Source organism: Rhizobium chutanense (genome assembly GCF_002531935.1).
In the GTDB taxonomy this organism is placed as follows: Bacteria; Pseudomonadota; Alphaproteobacteria; order Rhizobiales; family Rhizobiaceae; genus Rhizobium; species Rhizobium chutanense.
Window position 1 is genome coordinate 272573 of record NZ_NWSV01000001.1, and the last position, 17808, is coordinate 290380.

Consider the following 17808-nt stretch of genomic DNA (forward strand, 5'->3'; position numbering starts at 1 on the left):
AAATCCCCATGAAGCCGATCTTCGTCCAGCTCCAATGCGCCCCCGGCAAGACCTATGAGGTCGCCGACGCCATCTACCAGACCGAACTGGTCTCGGAGCTTTATTCCACAAGCGGCGACTACGACCTGCTGCTGAAGGTCTATATCGAGGAAGGCCAGGATATCGGCAAGTTCATCAATGACAACATCGCCAATATATCAGGCATCGTCCGCTCGCTGACGACGCTGACCTTCAAGGCTTTCTGATCTCCATCAGAGGCGGTTAACCCTCTTCGCGAAGAATCGCCTTTCAGGACGCCGCCGACACCACGACTTAACGCCTGAGATATCCGGTCGTTGCTATAAGAGTCCCGCCTCGACATGAGGCGGCGTGCGCAGCGATAGGTGGAAAATGGCGATCGTCGAGGCAGATAGGGTGCGCGAGAGGCCGCAGCCGGAAACGGCGCCGCTGATCGTCCATGTCGTGCGCCAGTTCCTGCCCAATCGCGGCGGCCTGGAAGACGTCGTCGCCAATCTTAGCCGCCAGACCGTGCGCCGTGGTTATCGCGTCCGTGTCGTCACCCTCGATTCGCTGTTCACCGCGCCCGAGAACAAGCTGCCGCCGCGCGAAAATATCGACGGCATCGAAGTGGTGCGCATTCCCTGGTCGGGCAGCAGCCGTTATCCGCTGGCGCCTCAGGTTTTCCGCCATCTCGCCGATGCCGATCTCGTGCATGTCCATGCCATCGACTTCTTCTTCGATGCGCTCGCCTGGGGCCGGCGGCTGCACGACAAGCCGATGATCGTCACCACCCATGGCGGCTTCTTCCACACCAGGAAATATGCGGCGATCAAGAAGATCTGGTTCCGGACGCTGACCCGCGCTTCAGCGCTGGCCTATCGGCGCGTCGTCTGCTGCAGCGCCTCCGACCTCAGGCAATTTGCCGAAATCGCCCCCGACAGCCTGCTGATCGAAAACGGCGCCGATATCGGCAAGTTCGCCGACACCGCGTCGCGCCGGCCAAAGCGCCGCATCGTCACCATCGGTCGGTTCTCGGTGAACAAGCGGCTGGACCACCTGCTCGACGCGATGGCCATGCTGGCGACTCGCGACGCGGAATGGCATCTCGACATCGTCGGGGCCGAATCCGATCTGAACCGGGCCGATGTCGACGCCGCGATCGAAGGCCGTAACCTTTCCGGCCGCGTCACCTTGCACGTCTCACCCGACAACGGCACTATTCGGCGCATCATCGCCGAGGCCTCGCTCTTTGCCTCCGCCTCGGAATATGAAGGTTTCGGCCTGGTGGCGCTGGAGGCGATGAGCGCCGGCCTGCTGCCGGTGCTGAACGCCAACGATGCCTTTGCCACGCTTGCCGGCCGGCATCCGGTCATCCGGCTCGCCGATTTCACCAATCCCGAGACCGCCGCGACAGTGATCGAAGCCGCCTATCAAGCTCTGGAACGCCAACCGGACGCCGTTCGCGCCGGCCTTCTCGACGCTGCACGCGGTTATTCCTGGGACATCGTCGCCGGGCGTTACATCGATCTCTATCGGTCGCTGAACGTCGTCACCGCCGACCGCATCTGATCCTGTCCGTCTGAAATCCCTCAGGCTCTCGCCAGGCGGATGATCTCGTCGAGCACGAATTTGCGCGATTGCGGCGGCGTCAGATTGTGGTCGGCATCCGGCAGCATCAGCAACCGCACATTCGGGTAGCGGGAAAGCTTGGCGCCGCGCGGCCCGAAATGGAAATAGACGTGGTCGAGCCCGACATCGCCCTCGCTGTAGATCAGCGTCAGCGGCACCTTGCGCTTGGTAAACAGCGCGAAGGAATGCCGGACTTCGCGGGCGATGTGGCGCCGGTCGGGAAGCAGCTCGAGCAGCGGCGCAATCCATGGCGACAGACGCCGGCCGCCGGCGATGACGATATTCTGCAGCGCCGACACCACATCCACCTGACCGCTGATGAGCCGCTTCAGCGTATCCATCCGCGCCAGGCGCTGACCGTAATCGTCGAGGCTGCGGGGAACCGAGACGACATGCTCCTTGCGCACCGGAATCTCGGGGTCCCAGTAATAGACGAAGGGATTGATCGAGACGACGGCCTTCAACCGGTCGTCGGCGACGCCGGCGCGGAAGGCGACATAGCCGCCGCTGCATCGGCCGGCCACCATGATCGGACCCGCGACGATGCTTTCGAGCAGATCGAGCGAGGCAACCGCATCCGCGGTCTGCGTATCCGAATAAAGCACCTGTTCCGGCGCGTCGGGCCGCGGCGGGCTGTCTCCGACATTGGCGGAATCGAAGCGCAGCGAAACGACGCCCTGGCGCGCAAGCTCGCGCGCCATATCCACCGTCGTGCGTCCCCAGCCGGCATGCCGGTCGTAGGCCGTCGACAGGAACAGCACCGCATTGCCCTTGATCTCGCCGAGCGGCCGGCTGACGACGCCGACCAGATGATCATGGCTGCCGAAGCGCACCGGCGTTTCGGTAAAACCCTCGCCGGCAAGCGGCGGGTTTTCGATCACATCAGGCGAGTGGGCGGCGGATGTTTCCGTCGTCGTCGCCTCCAGCCAGGTTCTCAGCCGCTCGACGACACCGCTCGGCGTCTTGGCAAACAGCGGATTGGTGGCGAGCTCGTCATACCCTTCGAAAACCGTCTGCTCGACATTGGCGCCAAGCGCCTTCAGCGCATCGGCAAAGCCGGTATCGTCGGCCCTGGCGGGACGTTCGAGGATCAGGTAACGCGACGCTGCAAGCCCCTGCGGCGCGGCGATGTTGAGCTTGCCGAGTTCGGCGGCGATCTCTTCGGGCATGACCAGCCCGGCGATCTGCACCTTCGCGGTCTGGACATGCTCCTTGCCGAGGCCGAGATCGGCATCGATGATCTTGGACCACATGTTGAGTTCGCGCAGATAGGCCCGGCCGCTCAGCACCGGCGCCAGCATGACGAGGCTGTCGACACCTTCGATCGAGGCGCCGATGCGGTGGGCAAGCGTTGCCCCGAGGCCCTGTCCGATAAGGATGATGCGGTCGCAGCCGGAGAGCGCTTTCAGCTCGGCGGCGGCGGCGCGGATCGAATTTTCCCAGGTTTCCAGCCGGGCCGGCAGCGCGCCGAAATCGAGCGCATCGCCGGTGCCGCGATAGTCGAAGCGCAGGCTCGGCACGCCAATATCGGCGAAATGCTCGGCCGCGACGCGGAAGAATTTGCGGCTGCACATTTCCTCGAAACCCCAGGGGCTGACGAACAGCACCGCGGCCGAACGCTTCTTGACCTCGGGATTCTCAGGCATGAACAGCCCGATCGTGCCGGCGAAGACGACAGGCAGGGCAGCGCTGCGCCCGGCGCCTTCGGCCGGTTCGAGCGAAAATTCGCCCGGCGCGACCTTGGCGCGGTCGGGATCGCCGGGAAGCCGCGGCGCAATGAAATTGATTGCCTGTCCCACCGGTCGCCGCAGCACCGGCGGCATCTTCTCGAGAATGGAGCGCATGACCTCGACATCCTCGGCCGGCACGGCGCGCAATACGCGCAGTGCCGCGAAATAGCAGAACGTGCCGGCGATGATCGCGGCGACGAGACCGATCGGACCGTGGATGAATTCCAGCGCGGAGATCGCTCCACACGCACAGAGCACGGAGGCGAGCGTCACCTTCGTCAGGCTTGTGTAGAGGCCTGAGAGCTGGGATCCGAATCCTGTCTGTCTGATCATCATCACCGACATTGCAACGAAAACGAGGATGCGCACGAGTGCGGCACCCTCGGCGGCAAGCCTAGGGACGATCAGTAAACAACCCGCTACCATCACAAGGCCACCGATCACACTGATCTTGAGGCGGGAGCGGGCCCTGTCCATCGACAAGAGATAGAGGCTGAGGATCTGCATGAAAGTATAGGCGGGCGCGACCAGCGCCAGCAGCGCCACCACCGTTCCGCTGCGGCGGAACGCTTCGCCGAACACCACCAGCACCAACTCGCTGGAGATCGCAGCAAGCCCGAGGCTCATCGGCAGGACGATATAGGCCATGCTGCGGGTGACCGCGGCAAAGACCTCGACCGGCAAGGTCGAATCGTCGCTGTTGTGCCGCCGCTCGGAATAATAGGGCAGCAGGCTGCCGGTCATCTGGATCGGCAGTTGCAGGGCGATATTGGCGATCGACAGGCCGACGGCATAATAGCCGACCATCTCCACCGACCAGAACTGCTGCAGGAAGAGCAGTTCGAGCCGGTTGAGGAAGATCGAATCGATGATGAACTGGATCGACAGGATGACGGAGGAGGAGGCGAGATATTTCAGCGACACCCCGCACCAGTCGCGCCGCGCCAGCAGGATCGGCAGCGTGGCGAAAAACAGCACCAGCTGGCCGAGCGCATAACCGACGAGAACGCCCTCGACGCCATAGAAAACTGCGCCGGCGGCAACACCGGCAAGCTGCACGATCGAGACGGCGACCGTCAGCTTGAAGAAGGCACCGAGTTTCTTTTCGCCGATCAGGTAGAATTTGACGAAGGAGCCGATCGCCTGGATGAAGAACAACACGCCGGTGACGAGCGCGACGGACGGCGCGGTCTCCGCCCAGTGCATCTTCTCCGAGGTCAGGAAGAACAGCGCATAGAGCGCCAGCAGCACGACGGTCGAAAACATCATGAAGCTGACGAGGATGGCCGCAAAACCCCGCCGGCGGCGCGCATCGTAACCTTCCGCCGAAAGCTGCGGCAGGGTCTTCAAGAGCGTGATGCTGGAGCCGAGCTCGGCAATCGAGGCGCCCGTGACCACCAGCCACAGCGAGAAGGCGACGATGCCGTTGGCCTCGGGCCCGAGCAGGCGCGCGGTTATGATCGAGGAGACGAAGCCCGTCAGCAGCAGCAGCATGCCCGCCGCCGCGTTCATCACCGAATTTGCGATAATACCCTTCGACATCTGTCCATCCGTCAGCATGGGCCTAAAGCGCGCTGCTCGCGCTTTAGGTTTTTGTTTTTACGCATGTCGTTATCGCAAAACCGCTGCACACTTTTGCGGGACATGCTCTAAAGCCGCATACCCGCCATCTCTAATGCGAAAATATTAAAATAAAGCGGAGTGGCGACCTCACCTTAGCTGGCCTGCATCGCCGCCAGCGTCTGAAGCGCCTTGTCATAGCTGTTCTCGGCGAGGTATCGCAGCAGGAACGCCCGCGCCTTCTCGGCCTTGTCTCGTGCGCGCTCCGGCGCGCGGAAGATCTCCTTGAGATGCGCGGCTGCGATCTCCGGAGAGGGATCCGCCCAGACTGCACCCTCGAGCCCGGCAAATTCCGGGTGGGTGTCGACCACCGGAATGAGGGGAGAGGCGACCAGCCATGAATTGTCGGGGTCGCAGAAATCCGCCGTGCCCGACCAGGCGGTGGAAATGACCGGCGTGCGCTGCATGATCGCCTCGGCAACCGTCAGCCCGAAACCCTCGGAACGGTGCAGCGAAAGATAGGCTTGGGAAGAACGAATGAGGCCGTTGATATCGGCGTTCGACAGCCTGTCGGTAACGATCCTGATCCGGCTGTCGCCTGCGACCGAAGCAACCAGTTCACGCAGGCCTTCATCCTTGTTCACATCGCCGCTGGCCTTCATCAACAGGAAGGCGCTCGGGGCTTCGGCGGCAAATATCTTGAAGGCCTCGATGACGGCCCGCGGATTTTTGCGGTTGATCGAGGAGCCGGCGCTGAAGATGAAGCTGACGAGAAAAGCGTCCTTCTCGATGCCGAACCTCTCCCGCATGCCCTCCGTCGCCGGCGCCTCGGTCACCGGATGCGGGACGACGATGACGGGCGCCTTGGTGAGTGGCGCAATCGCCCGCCGGGTGAATTCCGACGGCACGAAGACGGCATTCATGTAGTGCATCGCATTGCGCCACTCGGCCGGCACGACTTCGAGTTCCCAGGCGAAATAGCCGATATTGAAGGCGCGGGTGAAGTTGCCGACCCTCTTCTTGAGGATGGCGCGTGGCAGCATTGGCGGATTGAGGTGCCAGATTCGACCTCCGGGCAGCTCGCTGGGGGGACGCGGCGGCGTCCATCCGGGAAAGGAATTCGCGTCGGGATGCGTGCTGACATCGGAGAGCGATATCGCCCGTCCCGCCTCCGACAGCGCGCCGGCGCAGAGCCGCGCCGATTCGCCGACACCGACCGCCATCGAGAGATAGCCGACGATTTCCACCGGCTTGCGCGGATTGAAAGCGACACGCGACCGCGGGATCAGCCGCTGCAGGACGTGGGCGCGTAGAAAGCGGTATGTCTTTCTCAAGTCACGATCTTTCCGGTGGATTTGGGTCGTTCCTCGCGAGCCTCAGCCCGCGAGGCCGACGCGATGTGAACTGCCGAGGCTTCTGATTTCGCCCGCAGGCGGGATATCGGCCTCCGCGCCGGGGAGCGCGTGAAGCTTCACGCGCCGCAATGCGCCGGGAGCGAGATGGAACCAGTCGTCGTCGGCCCGATAGCCTTCGATGTCGATATGCAGCGATTGCGCCAGCCGGTCGGTCCTGAGATCGACAAACCAGTCGTCGCCGTCTCTGCCGAGCGATGCTTCGATGCCCGCATCATGCAGCGCCTTTGCCCGTCCGCAGGGAAAGTGAAAGCTTTCCGCGAGAACCGCACCATCCGCCAGCGAGCGCAGACGCGCAACACTTGCATCATGCGACGGCGGTCCGAAACGGAAGGCGTAGGTCGTATCGAAAAAGGCGCCGAACAATGCGGTGCAGGCAAGGCGTTCCGTGTCCCTTGCCGCCAGCTTGAAGGCCCTGCTGCCGCTGACGACCTGCTGTTTCCCCCCGCGCAGGCAGACAACTTCGAGTTCCACGTCGAGTGCGGCATCCGTCTCGTTGATGACGTGCACATCGAGACCGTTGGTTCCCTCGTCGGTGAAGACCATCTGAACGGGGCGGAAGGCGCGGCGCATCGCGTACCAGACCGGCTTCGGCTCTCCGGTGGAATCGATCACCCCCCAGCCGGGACCGGGCAGCAGATCCTGCAGCGTCCAGACGAGCGCGCCGTTGCAAGTGGAGCCCTTGCGCCGCCATTCGGCAAAGGTTTCCTCGATCACCTCGCAGGTGACGGCGCGGGAGAAATCGAGATAGCGTTCCGGATCCTCGCGGCGCAACCGGGCCGGATCGAGACCGTAGAGAAGCTGCAGATAGAAGTCGCGAACGTCCTCGAAATCCCAGGAGGCGCTGCGGTCGCGCGGCACGCGGGCCTTCCACAGCGGGCTATGGACAGCCGGCACATCGAGATGGCGCTGCAGTGTCCTTTGCTGCGGCACATGCGCAAAGGCGAGGCATTCGGAGGCAAAACGCACGTCGGCGCGGCGCGCATCGGCAAGCGGCCGCATATAGGCGCCGACGCCGTAATAATGGGCGATCCCGGCATTCGGCGAAAACGGCATCGCCCCGCCATGGGGCGAATTCGGGACATAGGGCACGTCGGGACGCATGCGCGCCGCAATGGCCGGGATGATCTCATCGGTGATCGGGCCGCTCCAGAATTCCATCGGCAGGCCGAGCATCGCCGCCTGCTGATGGATTTCGCTGCCGCCGCAGAGCACGGCGAGGGAAGGCGACGCCTGGACACCGTGCAGGAATTCCTCGACCTCGGCATGCACGTGGCCGAGAAAGGCCTTGTCGTTGCGGGGATAATCGAAATTGGCGAACATGAAATCCTGCCAGACCAGCAGGCCGAGCTCATCGCAGAGCGCGAAGAAATCCGGGGTCTCATAGGCCATGGTGCCGCCGATGCGGATCATGTTCATGCCGGCTTGCGCCGCAAGCCGCAGGAACGGTTCATAATCCGCCCGCCCGCCCGGCAGCCGCACAATATCGGCCGTCGTCCACACCGCGCCGCGGCAGAAAATGCGTTCACCGTTGACGGTGAGTGCGAAGTCGTCGCCATCGGCGCCACGCTCGACGTCGATCCGCCGGAAGCCGGTACGACCAAGCGGATATTCCGCACCGTCGGCAATGAGCGTCAGCTCGTAGAGCCGCGGAACGCCGTGCGTATGCGGCCACCAGGGCTCGATGTCGGAAAGCTTGAGGATAGCCGAGTAATGGTTGTCGGCAACCTTCTCGAAGGGCTGTTCCATGCCGCCGCAACGCAGCAGCATTGTCGGCTCCTCGGCATTGCTGTGCAGCGAAACACTGAGACGGCCGACGCCATTCTCGTCCAGCACGGCACGGATGGAGACATTGTCGATCGAGACGGGATTGCGCCGCACCAGCGAAATCGGCCGCCACGGCCCGACCGCATGGATATCGGGACACCAGCCCGGCATATGCCCGAGCAGCGTCGTGCGGAAATTCTTCAGCCCCGCCGGCGTGATCATCTGTGGCCGCCAGCGCGCCCGCGGCCCCGGCTCCGACAGGCGGGGGCCGAGCGCCCGGAAACACAGCGCCAGCTCGTCGCCGCCGGTAAGCGTCACCGGGATTTCATGCGCCGTGAACATACTTTCGGAAAACAGGATTTCCTGGCCGTTGAGGAAGACATGGCAAAGTGTGGCAAGCCCTGCAAACCGCAGGATCGCCTCGCCGGGCTCGGCATCGAAGAGCCGGCAGAGATACCAGGCATCCCTGGTGTTCAGCGGCTCGGGATTTTCCCGGTCGAAGAGTCCGGCTTTTTCGAGGGCTGACGCGACGGTGCCGGGAACGGGCGCTGGAATGAACTGCGCGGAGAGATGAATATCGTGCGGCACGGCGCAGGCGCCCGGCTCCGTCAGGATCAGGTTCCAGCCTTCACAAAGCTGGCTTTCCTCCGCTCCGATGCTTGCCAAACGCCCCCGCATGGTCAGATCTCCGGCCTCAGATTCGCCCCGCAAGCGACGCCATCATGGCATCCCATGCATCGGCGGCCGGATCAAGAGCGGCCTGCAGCGGCTCGAATTTTCTGCGGGCGACGGCGCGGGCAAGCTGGAACTGCACGGATTTCGCCGCGTCCGAAATGCGCCGGGCATGCTCGGCGGCTTCAGCGAATTCATCGGGGGAAAGCCAGGCAAGGTGATCGGCCGCCAGCTCGAAATTGGCGCCGACCTGGCGAAGCGTATTGAAGGCATATTTGTGGAAGAAGCCGAACGGCCGATCCGCCACGGCTTCGACCTGTTGCGGGAAGACCGCCGCGAAGGCGCGGATCGGATTTTCGCCGGGACGCCGGAGGAAATGGCCCCCCGCAAGCCGCCGCGCCGTCGCCCGCAGATGCGTTTCATCCGCCGGCTTTTCCGGGAAGCGCGCAAATTCCGTGTAGGGCAGGAACGGCGCATCGTTCTCCGTCAGCTGCAGCTGGAACAACCCGTCGAAGTCCTCGCCTTCAAGGCGGAAATAGCCGGCATTGTGAAAATAATCGACGCGCTTGGCCGCAACATCGAGCCGGTTGATCGCAACCGTCGTCTTGCCGTGCTCCTGCCGGTAGGCGGTGCCGCGCGTATCCGGCATATAGAAGGAATCCATCTCGATCAGGCAGAGACGGCCCCGCGCGATCTGCACCTCGACATGCCGTTCGACACGGTCATAGATGGCAAGCTCGGTGGCGCGAATGCCGTAAAGCGCTTCGAGATCTTCGAGCGGCACCTTGAAGAAGGTGAACTGGTCGCCCTCGAAATCCTGCGTCAGGGTGAATCCCAGCATCGCCTCGGGCGCCACACCCGATGATGCCAGCACCTCGATCCAGAGATCGACGTAGCAATTGGTTTCCGGCCAGGCGCGCTCGCCGGAATGCAGCGCGTGCTGACGATAGGTTTCCGGGTCGATTCCCGAAAATACCGATGTCATCGACCGGCTCAGCCCCACAGCGTTTTCCGCACGCTGGCCGGCCATTGCTTCACGTCGAGCCCGTGATGGTGGAACAGCGCAAGCGCGATGCGCTCCAGCCCGAAGCCGACGCAGGCGGTGTGCGCGACGCTGCCGTCTTCGAGATTGAGGCCCCATTTCAGGCCGAAGGAATCCTGATGGTAATTGAAGCTCATGCAGGCGGTCGGATTGGCGACCGAAGTGATCGGGATCAGCAGTTCGAACTTCAGATTCTGGTCGCGCTGATTGTTGACCATCATCTTGCCGGCACGGCCGAAAAACGGGTCGTTCGCGACGTCGATGGTCACGTCGAGGCCAACCTGCTTCATCATCTCGACGCCGCGATCCATCCAGCGCTGGCGAAAATCGGTGACGTGCTGCTCGGTGCCCATGCAGATATATTCGCGCATGCGAAACAGCTGCTGGCGGGCCGGATCCTTCGAAGGCTCGTGGCGGAAGCAATAGGACTGCAGATCGAACAGGCCGCCCGTCTTCGGCAGCTTGCCGCGCTTGGCGACCGTCGGATAGAGCGGATAGCAGGCGGCCGGCGTCAGCACGATATCGGTGGCCTTCTGGTCCTTGGTCCAGTCGTCGCCGACTTCCATGCATTGCAGCAGGCTCATATGGTCGAGTTCGCTGCCGCAGAAACTATGCACCGTGCCGGCGAGCTGCGGGAAGCTCTTCATGTAACCGCTCTTTTCGAAGAGCGCGCGGTTCATGCCGGGCGGGAAACGCATCGCCTCGGCGCCGTCGGCGCCGCCGAACGTGTCGATCAGCCGTTCGAAAGCGGTGATGACATCTTCGAACTGGCCGCTGCGGCCATAGAGGCCATCAACGCCGGTATCGATCAGCAGGCCGGACTCGAAGAGCCGGTCGAGAAACGAGGTCTGCATATCCATGGCTTTACCCCAGTAGGCTAGTGTCCTGCTTGTGGACGAGAAGCATGCTCGACGTATTGCCGAGGATACGGTCGTTCGAAATCATGAGCTGTGCTGAATGCGCGTCGCGCAGATGGCGTCCGAGGCTGAAGGGCGTGCCGTTCTTGTAGCCCATGATGCCGCAGATCAGCATGGCATGGTTGACGATCTCCAGGATCGTCTCGGATGAGGCGATCTTGACGTTGTTCATCGCCACGGCAAAGCCCATCGAGGATAGCCTGTCATGATCGGCCTTGGCATCTTCATAAGCCTTCAGGCCGGCAACCACATTGGATTTCACCATCTGCAGCAGGTTCGAAACCTCGGCGAGGCGCAGCGCACCCGGCGGCTGGGTATCGGGTGCCTTGCGGGCGGCGGCGCGCACAAAAGCCTGGGCACGCGCCACTGCGTCGACCGCAATGCCGTACCAGACGCCGCTCCAGAGCAGATGCGAAGAGGCGAGCATGGATTGCGCCGCGATCTCCGCGAAAGGCTTCGGCAGGATCTGACGTGCCGGCGCTTCGCCTTTGAAGAGAAAACCGTCGGAGCAGGTGCCACGCATGCCGAGCGTGTTCCAGGCATGCGTCTTCTCAAGCGCATACTGGTCCTTGAGGAAGGCCGTCAGCACCTGATCGGAGGAAGCCGCCTGCGGGTGGGCCCGCGAGGTGATGAGAATGGCGTCGGCATGCGAACCGTAGGAAATGACGGTCGCATCCTTTTCGAGGCGGCAGATATCGCCGTCGACCTCGACCGCGCAAATGCTGTTGCGCAGGTTTCCGCCGATGCCGCCCTCGGTGGTGGCCGAAGCGATCAGCAGCTGGTCGGCGGCAATGCGGCGCATGAAATCGCAATGCCATTCGCTGTCGGCGCCGTGTTCGACGAGGCTCGACAGCTTGATATGGTGCATGGCAAAGACCATGGCGCTGGCCGCGCAGGCCTGGCCGAGCATCGAGCACAATTCGGCAATCTCGGTGATCGAGGCGGATTCGCCGCCGAGCGAGCGCGGCACCTGGATGCCGAGCAGCCTTTCGGCCTTCATCGCATCCACGGCTTCCCGGGGAAAGCGGCCCTCGGCATCGACGACATCGGCGTGTTTGGCCGCCACTTCCGCAACGCGGGCGACCCTTGCGACAAGACCGTCCTCTATGATCTTGACGGGGAAGTTCATCAGGCGACCTTCCGGCTGTCCTGGATGATATCGACCGTCTTGGCGATAGCCGAGATGCTCGCGAAGGATTTGCGGTTCAGGAGATTGTCCGGGAATTCGATATCGAACGCCTCTTCGATGCCCAGCATCAGCTGCACCGAGGCAAAGGACGTCAGACCCGCGGCATAAAGATCGGCGTCGTCGGCGACCTGATCGATTGCGACAGGAAGCTTGCCGAATTTGGCTACGAGGTCGCGGATTGTCTTATTCATCCCATCACTCCAAGATTCTCATGATCCCGAACCGGCGTTCATCGCCTTGTCATGAGCGTTCTTTTAGTGCGGAAAACAGAACATTCCGCTAATTTGTTGGGTTAAAGATGATTGTTCCTCATAGTTAGGATTTTAGCGATCCTTCTGCAAAAAATGGAAATTAACTTTATATATCAATTCTTTAACGCATATTTTCCGTCGGCACTCGACACGACTTCCAACGTCACGAGTACAGAAATGACACGGGATAACGCGCTTTGCCTCAATTGGCGGGCGGATAGCAGTGCTCGTCGCCGCGATAATCCGAGACGGAATAACATCCCTCACCCCTCGCCTGAACGGTGCTGGCGCTGACGACGGCCTTGCCGTAACCACCGGGGATATCGAGGATGTAGGTCGGCTGGCAGAGGCCGGAAATCCGCCCGCGCAGCGCGGCGACGATCCTCTGCCCCTCCTCGATCGTCAGCCTGAAATGGCCGGTACCGGGCGCCAGATCGGGATGATGGAGGTAATAGGGTTTGACGCGGATTTCGACGAAAGCCTTCATCAGTTCCGCAAGCACGTCGGGATCGTCGTTGATGCCCTTCAGCAGCACCGACTGGCTGACCATGGCGATGCCGGCATCGACGAGACGGGCGCAGGCCGCCCGCGCTTCGCTCGTCAGTTCGCTGACATGGTTGGCGTGCAGCGCGATATAAACCGTCTTGCCGCTCGCCTTCAGCGCCGCGATCAGCGCCGCGTCGATCTTCCCGGGATCGACGACGGGAACACGGGTGTGGAACCGCACGATCTTCACATGCGCGATGTCCCTGAGTGCTTCCATGATCTCGCGCAGCCGGCGCGGCGAAAGCACCAGCGGATCGCCACCGGTGAGGATGACCTCCCAGATTTCCTGATGGCTGCCGATATAGTCGAAGGCGGCCTGCATCGCCGCCGCATCGAGTGTGCCCAGTCCCTGCGGCCCGACCATTTCGCGGCGGAAACAGAAGCGGCAATAGACCGGGCAGATATGCACGGCCTTGAGCAGCACGCGGTCGGGATAACGGTGCACGATGCCTTCGACCGGGCTGTGGGCATGATCGCCGATCGGATCGGCGCGCTCTTCAGGCGCGACCGTGAGTTCGGCGGCATCGGGCACGAATTGCCGTGCGATCGGATCGTCGGGATCGGCTCGATCGATCAGCCTGGTGACCGTAGGCGTCAACGCGATCGCGTAACGCGCGGCAACCGCCTCGAGCGCCGCGCGGTCGGCCGGCGCGGCAAGCCCCGCCTTGACGAGATCGTCGACGCTATTGATCGGTTTGACGGCATTCATCGTCCGTACTCCGCAACCGGCGCCCACAGCACCTGGTCGATGCGCGATGCGCCCGTCGCCAGCATCACCAGCCGGTCGAAGCCGAGCGCAATGCCGCTCGCCTCAGGCATCAGCGACAGTGCAGCGAGGAAATCCTCGTCAAGCGGATAGGTCTCGCCGTAGACCCGCGCCTTCTCGGCCATCTCGATCTCGAAGCGCCGGCGCTGTTCGGCGGCGTTGGTGAGCTCGCCGAAGCCGTTGGCAAGCTCGACGCCGCAGGCATAGAGCTCGAAACGCTCGGCAACCCGGGGATCGCGTGCCGAAGGACGCGCAAGGGCCGCCTCCGAAACCGGATATTCGTCGAGGATGGTGATGCGGCCGAAGCCGAGATGCGGCTCGATCCTTTCCACCAGCACCCGGCTGAACAGATCGGCCCAGCCGTCGTCATCGGCAACCCGCATGCCAACGCGCCTGAGTTCGGCCGCCAGATGCTCGCGATCGGTGGAACCGTCGGCGGCGACCGAAGCCAGAAGATCAATGCCGGCATGCTGATCGAAGGCTTCGGCAACGCTGATCCGCTCCGGCCCGGCGAAAGGATCGCTTTCAGCGCCGCGATAGGCGAGCACCGGCGTCTTCACCGTTTCGGCCGCCAGCGCCAGAATGCGCACGCAATCCATCATCAGGCTCTTATAGCTTTCGCCGGCCCGATACCATTCGAGCATGGTGAATTCGGGATGATGCAGCGGCCCCCGCTCGCGATTGCGATAGACATGGGCGAAACACGAGATACGTTCCTCGCCGGCCGCAAGCAGCTTCTTGCAGGCGAATTCCGGCGAGGTATGCAGGTAGAACGGCGCCGTCTGCCCGTCCGTCGTCAGCGCTTCGGTGGCAAAGGCATGCAGATGCGCCTCATTGCCGGGGGAGACCTGCAGCGCCGCCGTGTCGACCTCGATGAAATCCTCGCGCGCGAAAAACCCGCGCAATGCGGCCTGGATCGCATTGCGCCCAACCAGGAACGGGCGCCGATCGGCATGCACGGATGGGGTCCACCAGGGGGACGCTTTGGCCGAAAAGTTCATTCCAAGCTTTCTTCGCCGGAGAAGCCGGTATGGGGGTGGCTATTTCCCGGATTTTAGGTTAGTTGCGCCCCCAAAGAAAAACATTTGCGTCTTCGGGACGTCTCGACAGTCATCTACGACGCCGAAAGCCGAGTTACAAGGAAGTCTTATGGTCAAGGTCATCGCCTCTTCGGTCCGCAAGGGCAACGTTCTCGATGTCGACGGCAAGCTCTACGTCGTTCTCACCGCCCAGAACTTTCATCCGGGCAAGGGCACGCCGGTCACCCAGGTCGACATGCGCCGCATCGTCGACGGCGTGAAGGTTTCCGAGCGCTGGCGCACCACCGAACAGGTCGAGCGCGCCTTCGTCGAAGACGTCAACTTCCAGTATCTCTATGAAGACGGCGAAGGCTTCCACTTCATGAACCCGGCCAATTACGACCAGGTGGTCGTCAGCCAGGAAACCATGGGCGACCAGAAGGCCTACCTCCAGGAAGGCATGACCTGCATCCTGTCGATCCATGAAGGCATTCCGCTGGCGCTCGAACTGCCGCGCCACGTCACGCTCGAGATCGTCGAGACCGAACCGGTCGTCAAGGGCCAGACGGCTTCCTCTTCCTACAAGCCGGCCATGCTCTCCAACGGCATCCGCACCTCGGTGCCGCCGCATATCGACGCCGGCACCCGCGTCGTCATCGCGACCGAAGACAATTCCTACGTCGAACGCGCCAAGGATTGATCCCTGGTTTTTATCGATTCAAGAGGCCGGCTCAGGCCGGCCTCTCAAAACTGTCGCTTAGTCCGGATTTCTTACGACAGTTTGCCTGCCCCAATTCCATGATCCGAAGTCAGATAACCTTGCGGACTTCGCTTTCGAAGCTCATGACGTGAGCCATCGCGATCTTTTCAGCCTCATCTCCATCGCCTTTGCATACCGCCTCAAGCATGAGCACCTGATCATGCAAGACGTCCTCTAGACGCGGCACCAAGGTCGGAAACCGTTTCATCGCGACGTACAGAATTCTCAGCGACAGATTGTGGTAGTGATCCAGCGTAGCGGACAGGAAAGGGTTTTTCGCCACCCTGTAAATGAAGCGGTGAACCCGGCGATCTAGGGCAAGGATATCCTCCAGCGCCATCGGACCGGTCGTTTGCTTGAGCTCATCGATCAGCTGCCGCGCTTCCTGCCGCTCGAACTCGCGCAGCCTTTCCGCAGCCAGTCGGGTTGCCCAGGATTCGATCCGTGCCCGTGCCTCGTAGACCGCGGTAAGGTCATTGATATCGATCTTGCTGACGAATGTGCCGCGCCGCGCGCTGACGACAACGAAACCATCATACTGCAGACGCTGAAGCGCCTCCCGGACCGGCGTGCGCCCGACGTCCATGCGTTTCATAAGCTCGGCTTCCCGCAAAAGCGTGCCCGGAGGAAGCAATGTCGTAATGATATCGTCGCGCAGCCGAATGTATGTCCGCTCCGCCAGCGTTGACTCCACCGCTTCGTAATCCACTTCGAACATATTCAGCGCGTTCCTCTCTCTGTCCATTTCCGCATAGCGAAACGCAATTCCGCCTAGAAAAAAGGCGGTTAACGAATCCGCTTGACTTCATATCATGTCTGCATATTTTCAATATATCAGCAATATATAACCACAAAGAGGGGTTCAAATGAAACATGCTGAATTGACGAAAAAAGCGCAGGCGAATGGGATGCTTGCCTTGGCGATCCTGAGTTTGGGGTTGTTAGCGACGGCCGTGCCGTCCGCGGCCAATGCCGACGATCTGGAGCTGATGAAGCCGGGCACGCTCGTCGTTACGGTCCAGCCTTACATGCCCTATACGGCGGTCAAGGATGGAAAACTCGTCGGCCTCGACAGCGATATCCTGACGGCCGTCGCCGACAAGCTCGGCCTCAAGATGGAAATCAACGTCACCGACTTTCCAGGCATGCTGGCTTCCGTCCAGACGCAGCGGGCTGATATAACCATTGGCGGAATTGCATGGTCCGATGCGCGCCAGAAGGTCGGCCTGTTCACGGACCCGCCATATTATTCGCCGCCGGCCATGGCCGTAAGCGGCACGACGAGCTTTCCGGATGTCGCGAGCCTGGAAGGCAAGAATCTCGGCACTGTGACGGGCTATGTCTGGGCGAAATCGATCGCACAGGTCCCTAACGCCTCACCCCATACCTTCCCGAGCGCCGAGGGTGTGTTCCAGGATATTTCTTCCGGGCGTCTGGACGTCGGCTTTCTCGATCCGCTGCTGATCACCTATCAACAACAGCAGCGCCCCGACATGAAGGTCCGCATCGAATATCTGAAGCCGCCGACAGACGAACAGGTGGCCACGCACCCCGACTACAAGTATTTTCAGGCCTACATGACCGGATTCTACCTTCCCAAGCAGTCGCCAAAGCTGGCCAAGGCTGTGTCCGATCAGATCGACGCCATGTACAAGGACGGATCCCTTGCGGCTTTGATCACGAAATGGGGCGGTGATCCCAAGCAGTTCCTGGTTCCATCGCCCGAAATGGCGGCACAGCGGCGCGGCGTTGATCGTCCGGCCGACTGGAACCCGCCCTCCGTCGAGAAGTGAGATCGAAGCATGACGGCGTTGTCATCCTTCACCGATATTTTCCAGGTTCCCTGGAATGACTACGTCGGAAACATTGCCGCGGGTCTGCTCAGGACCCTCGGCTACACCGTGGCGAGCTTCATCGGCGCGACGATCCTTGGTCTTGCCCTGGCGCTGATGAGGCTCAACCGGCTGCGACTGGTCCGCGTCCCTGCAGCCTTCTATACCGAGCTCTTTAAAAATGTACCGCTTCTGGCGATCATTTTCCTCACCTACTTCGGCCTGCCTTCCGTAGGCGTCAGGCTGGAGGTTTTCGAGGCCGGAGCGTTGAGCTTGGTGCTCTTCTACGCCGCTTACCTGTCCGAGATCTTTCGGGCAGCCATCGCCGGCGTACACCAAGGCCAGCAGGAGGCGTCTCAAGCTCTCGGGCTGGGGCGCGGCAAGACGTTCAGCCATGTCGTCCTGCCGCAGGCGGTTCGGCTGGCGCTTCCCGGCACGAACACGATGTTCGTCGACCTGATCAAATCGACCTCGCTGCTGGTGACGATCTCCGCTGCCGAACTGATGACGCAGGCACAGTTGATCGCCTCGGAAACATTCCGGGCGCTTGAAGTGTATCTCGTAATCTCCGCGGTGTATTTCGCTATCTGTTACCCGGTGTCGCAATGTCTGCTTCTTCTGGAGCGCAAGATCCAAGCCGGCGTGCCATTGTCGCTCGCCAGAAGGCGCCGGCTGAAATTAGCCAGGACCTATCTCGCCGAAGGGAGAGTCTGAGC

General features: G+C 62.0%; 15 protein-coding genes. 5 read left to right on the forward strand and 10 right to left on the reverse strand.

Translation table 11 applies throughout. The annotated features are described in order from the left end of the window. The first annotated feature begins 8 nt into the window (after window positions 1-8). Window positions 9-245 carry an Lrp/AsnC ligand binding domain-containing protein gene (locus CO666_RS01380; RefSeq protein WP_097589936.1) on the forward strand — a complete coding sequence of 79 codons (237 nt, stop codon included), beginning with the start codon at window positions 9-11 and terminating at the stop codon, window positions 243-245. Window positions 246-390: 145 nt separating this feature from the next. Then, window positions 391-1569, forward strand: coding sequence for a glycosyltransferase family 4 protein (locus CO666_RS01385; protein ID WP_097610372.1), 1179 nt, complete (start codon window positions 391-393; stop codon window positions 1567-1569). A gap of 20 nt (window positions 1570-1589) precedes the next feature. Here the strand turns inward: CO666_RS01385 and CO666_RS01390 are convergent, their stop codons facing one another. The 9 genes from CO666_RS01390 to epmA all read right to left on the reverse strand — a co-directional run bounded on the left by CO666_RS01390 (window position 1590) and on the right by epmA (window position 14482). Beyond that, window positions 1590-4901 (reverse strand): oligosaccharide flippase family protein, encoded by a 3312-nt coding sequence (locus CO666_RS01390; RefSeq protein WP_097610560.1) that lies wholly within the window; start codon window positions 4899-4901, stop codon window positions 1590-1592. A 173-nt stretch (window positions 4902-5074) separates the two neighbouring features. Next, window positions 5075-6253 (reverse strand): glycosyltransferase family 4 protein, encoded by a 1179-nt coding sequence (locus CO666_RS01395; protein ID WP_097610373.1) that lies wholly within the window; start codon window positions 6251-6253, stop codon window positions 5075-5077. A 42-nt stretch (window positions 6254-6295) separates the two neighbouring features. Beyond that, a complete protein-coding gene (locus CO666_RS01400) occupies window positions 6296-8776 on the reverse strand; it encodes a glycoside hydrolase family 2 protein (RefSeq protein ID WP_097610374.1) in 2481 nt (826 codons plus the stop codon). Between the two features lie 16 nt (window positions 8777-8792). Beyond that, window positions 8793-9773, reverse strand: a complete 981-nt coding sequence (locus CO666_RS01405; RefSeq protein WP_179869603.1) for a DUF1839 family protein — start codon at window positions 9771-9773, stop codon at window positions 8793-8795. After that, window positions 9764-10672 carry an amino acid--[acyl-carrier-protein] ligase gene (locus CO666_RS01410; RefSeq protein WP_097610375.1) on the reverse strand — a complete coding sequence of 303 codons (909 nt, stop codon included), beginning with the start codon at window positions 10670-10672 and terminating at the stop codon, window positions 9764-9766. Before CO666_RS01410 ends, CO666_RS01405 begins: the two co-directional genes overlap by 10 nt. A 4-nt stretch (window positions 10673-10676) precedes the next feature. Next, entirely contained in the window at window positions 10677-11858 is a 1182-nt protein-coding gene (locus CO666_RS01415; RefSeq protein ID WP_097610376.1) for an acyl-CoA dehydrogenase family protein, read from the reverse strand. After that, on the reverse strand, window positions 11858-12109 hold the full coding sequence (locus tag CO666_RS01420) for an acyl carrier protein (protein WP_003567517.1): 252 nt from the start codon (window positions 12107-12109) through the stop codon (window positions 11858-11860). Before CO666_RS01420 ends, CO666_RS01415 begins: the two co-directional genes overlap by 1 nt. Before the next feature lie 262 nt (window positions 12110-12371). Beyond that, window positions 12372-13424, reverse strand: coding sequence for a lysine-2,3-aminomutase-like protein (locus CO666_RS01425; protein ID WP_097610377.1), 1053 nt, complete (start codon window positions 13422-13424; stop codon window positions 12372-12374). Beyond that, window positions 13421-14482, reverse strand: a complete 1062-nt coding sequence (epmA, locus tag CO666_RS01430) for an EF-P lysine aminoacylase EpmA (RefSeq protein WP_097610378.1) — start codon at window positions 14480-14482, stop codon at window positions 13421-13423. Before epmA ends, CO666_RS01425 begins: the two co-directional genes overlap by 4 nt. A gap of 148 nt (window positions 14483-14630) precedes the next feature. On the opposite strand from epmA, the gene efp reads away from it, so the two are divergent. After that, entirely contained in the window at window positions 14631-15200 is a 570-nt protein-coding gene (gene efp / locus CO666_RS01435) for an elongation factor P (RefSeq protein WP_008528334.1), read from the forward strand. Between the two features lie 109 nt (window positions 15201-15309). Here efp and CO666_RS01440 read toward each other — a convergent pair whose 3' ends face one another. Further along, window positions 15310-15978 (reverse strand): GntR family transcriptional regulator, encoded by a 669-nt coding sequence (locus tag CO666_RS01440; protein ID WP_245436726.1) that lies wholly within the window; start codon window positions 15976-15978, stop codon window positions 15310-15312. A 148-nt stretch (window positions 15979-16126) separates the two neighbouring features. Between CO666_RS01440 and CO666_RS01445 the strand changes: the two genes are divergently transcribed. Continuing rightward, window positions 16127-17053: a substrate-binding periplasmic protein gene (locus tag CO666_RS01445; RefSeq protein ID WP_097610379.1), complete on the forward strand. Its 927-nt coding sequence runs from the start codon at window positions 16127-16129 to the stop codon at window positions 17051-17053. A 9-nt stretch (window positions 17054-17062) separates the two neighbouring features. After that, on the forward strand, window positions 17063-17806 hold the full coding sequence (locus CO666_RS01450; RefSeq protein ID WP_097610380.1) for an amino acid ABC transporter permease: 744 nt from the start codon (window positions 17063-17065) through the stop codon (window positions 17804-17806). Window positions 17807-17808 lie beyond the last annotated feature (2 nt).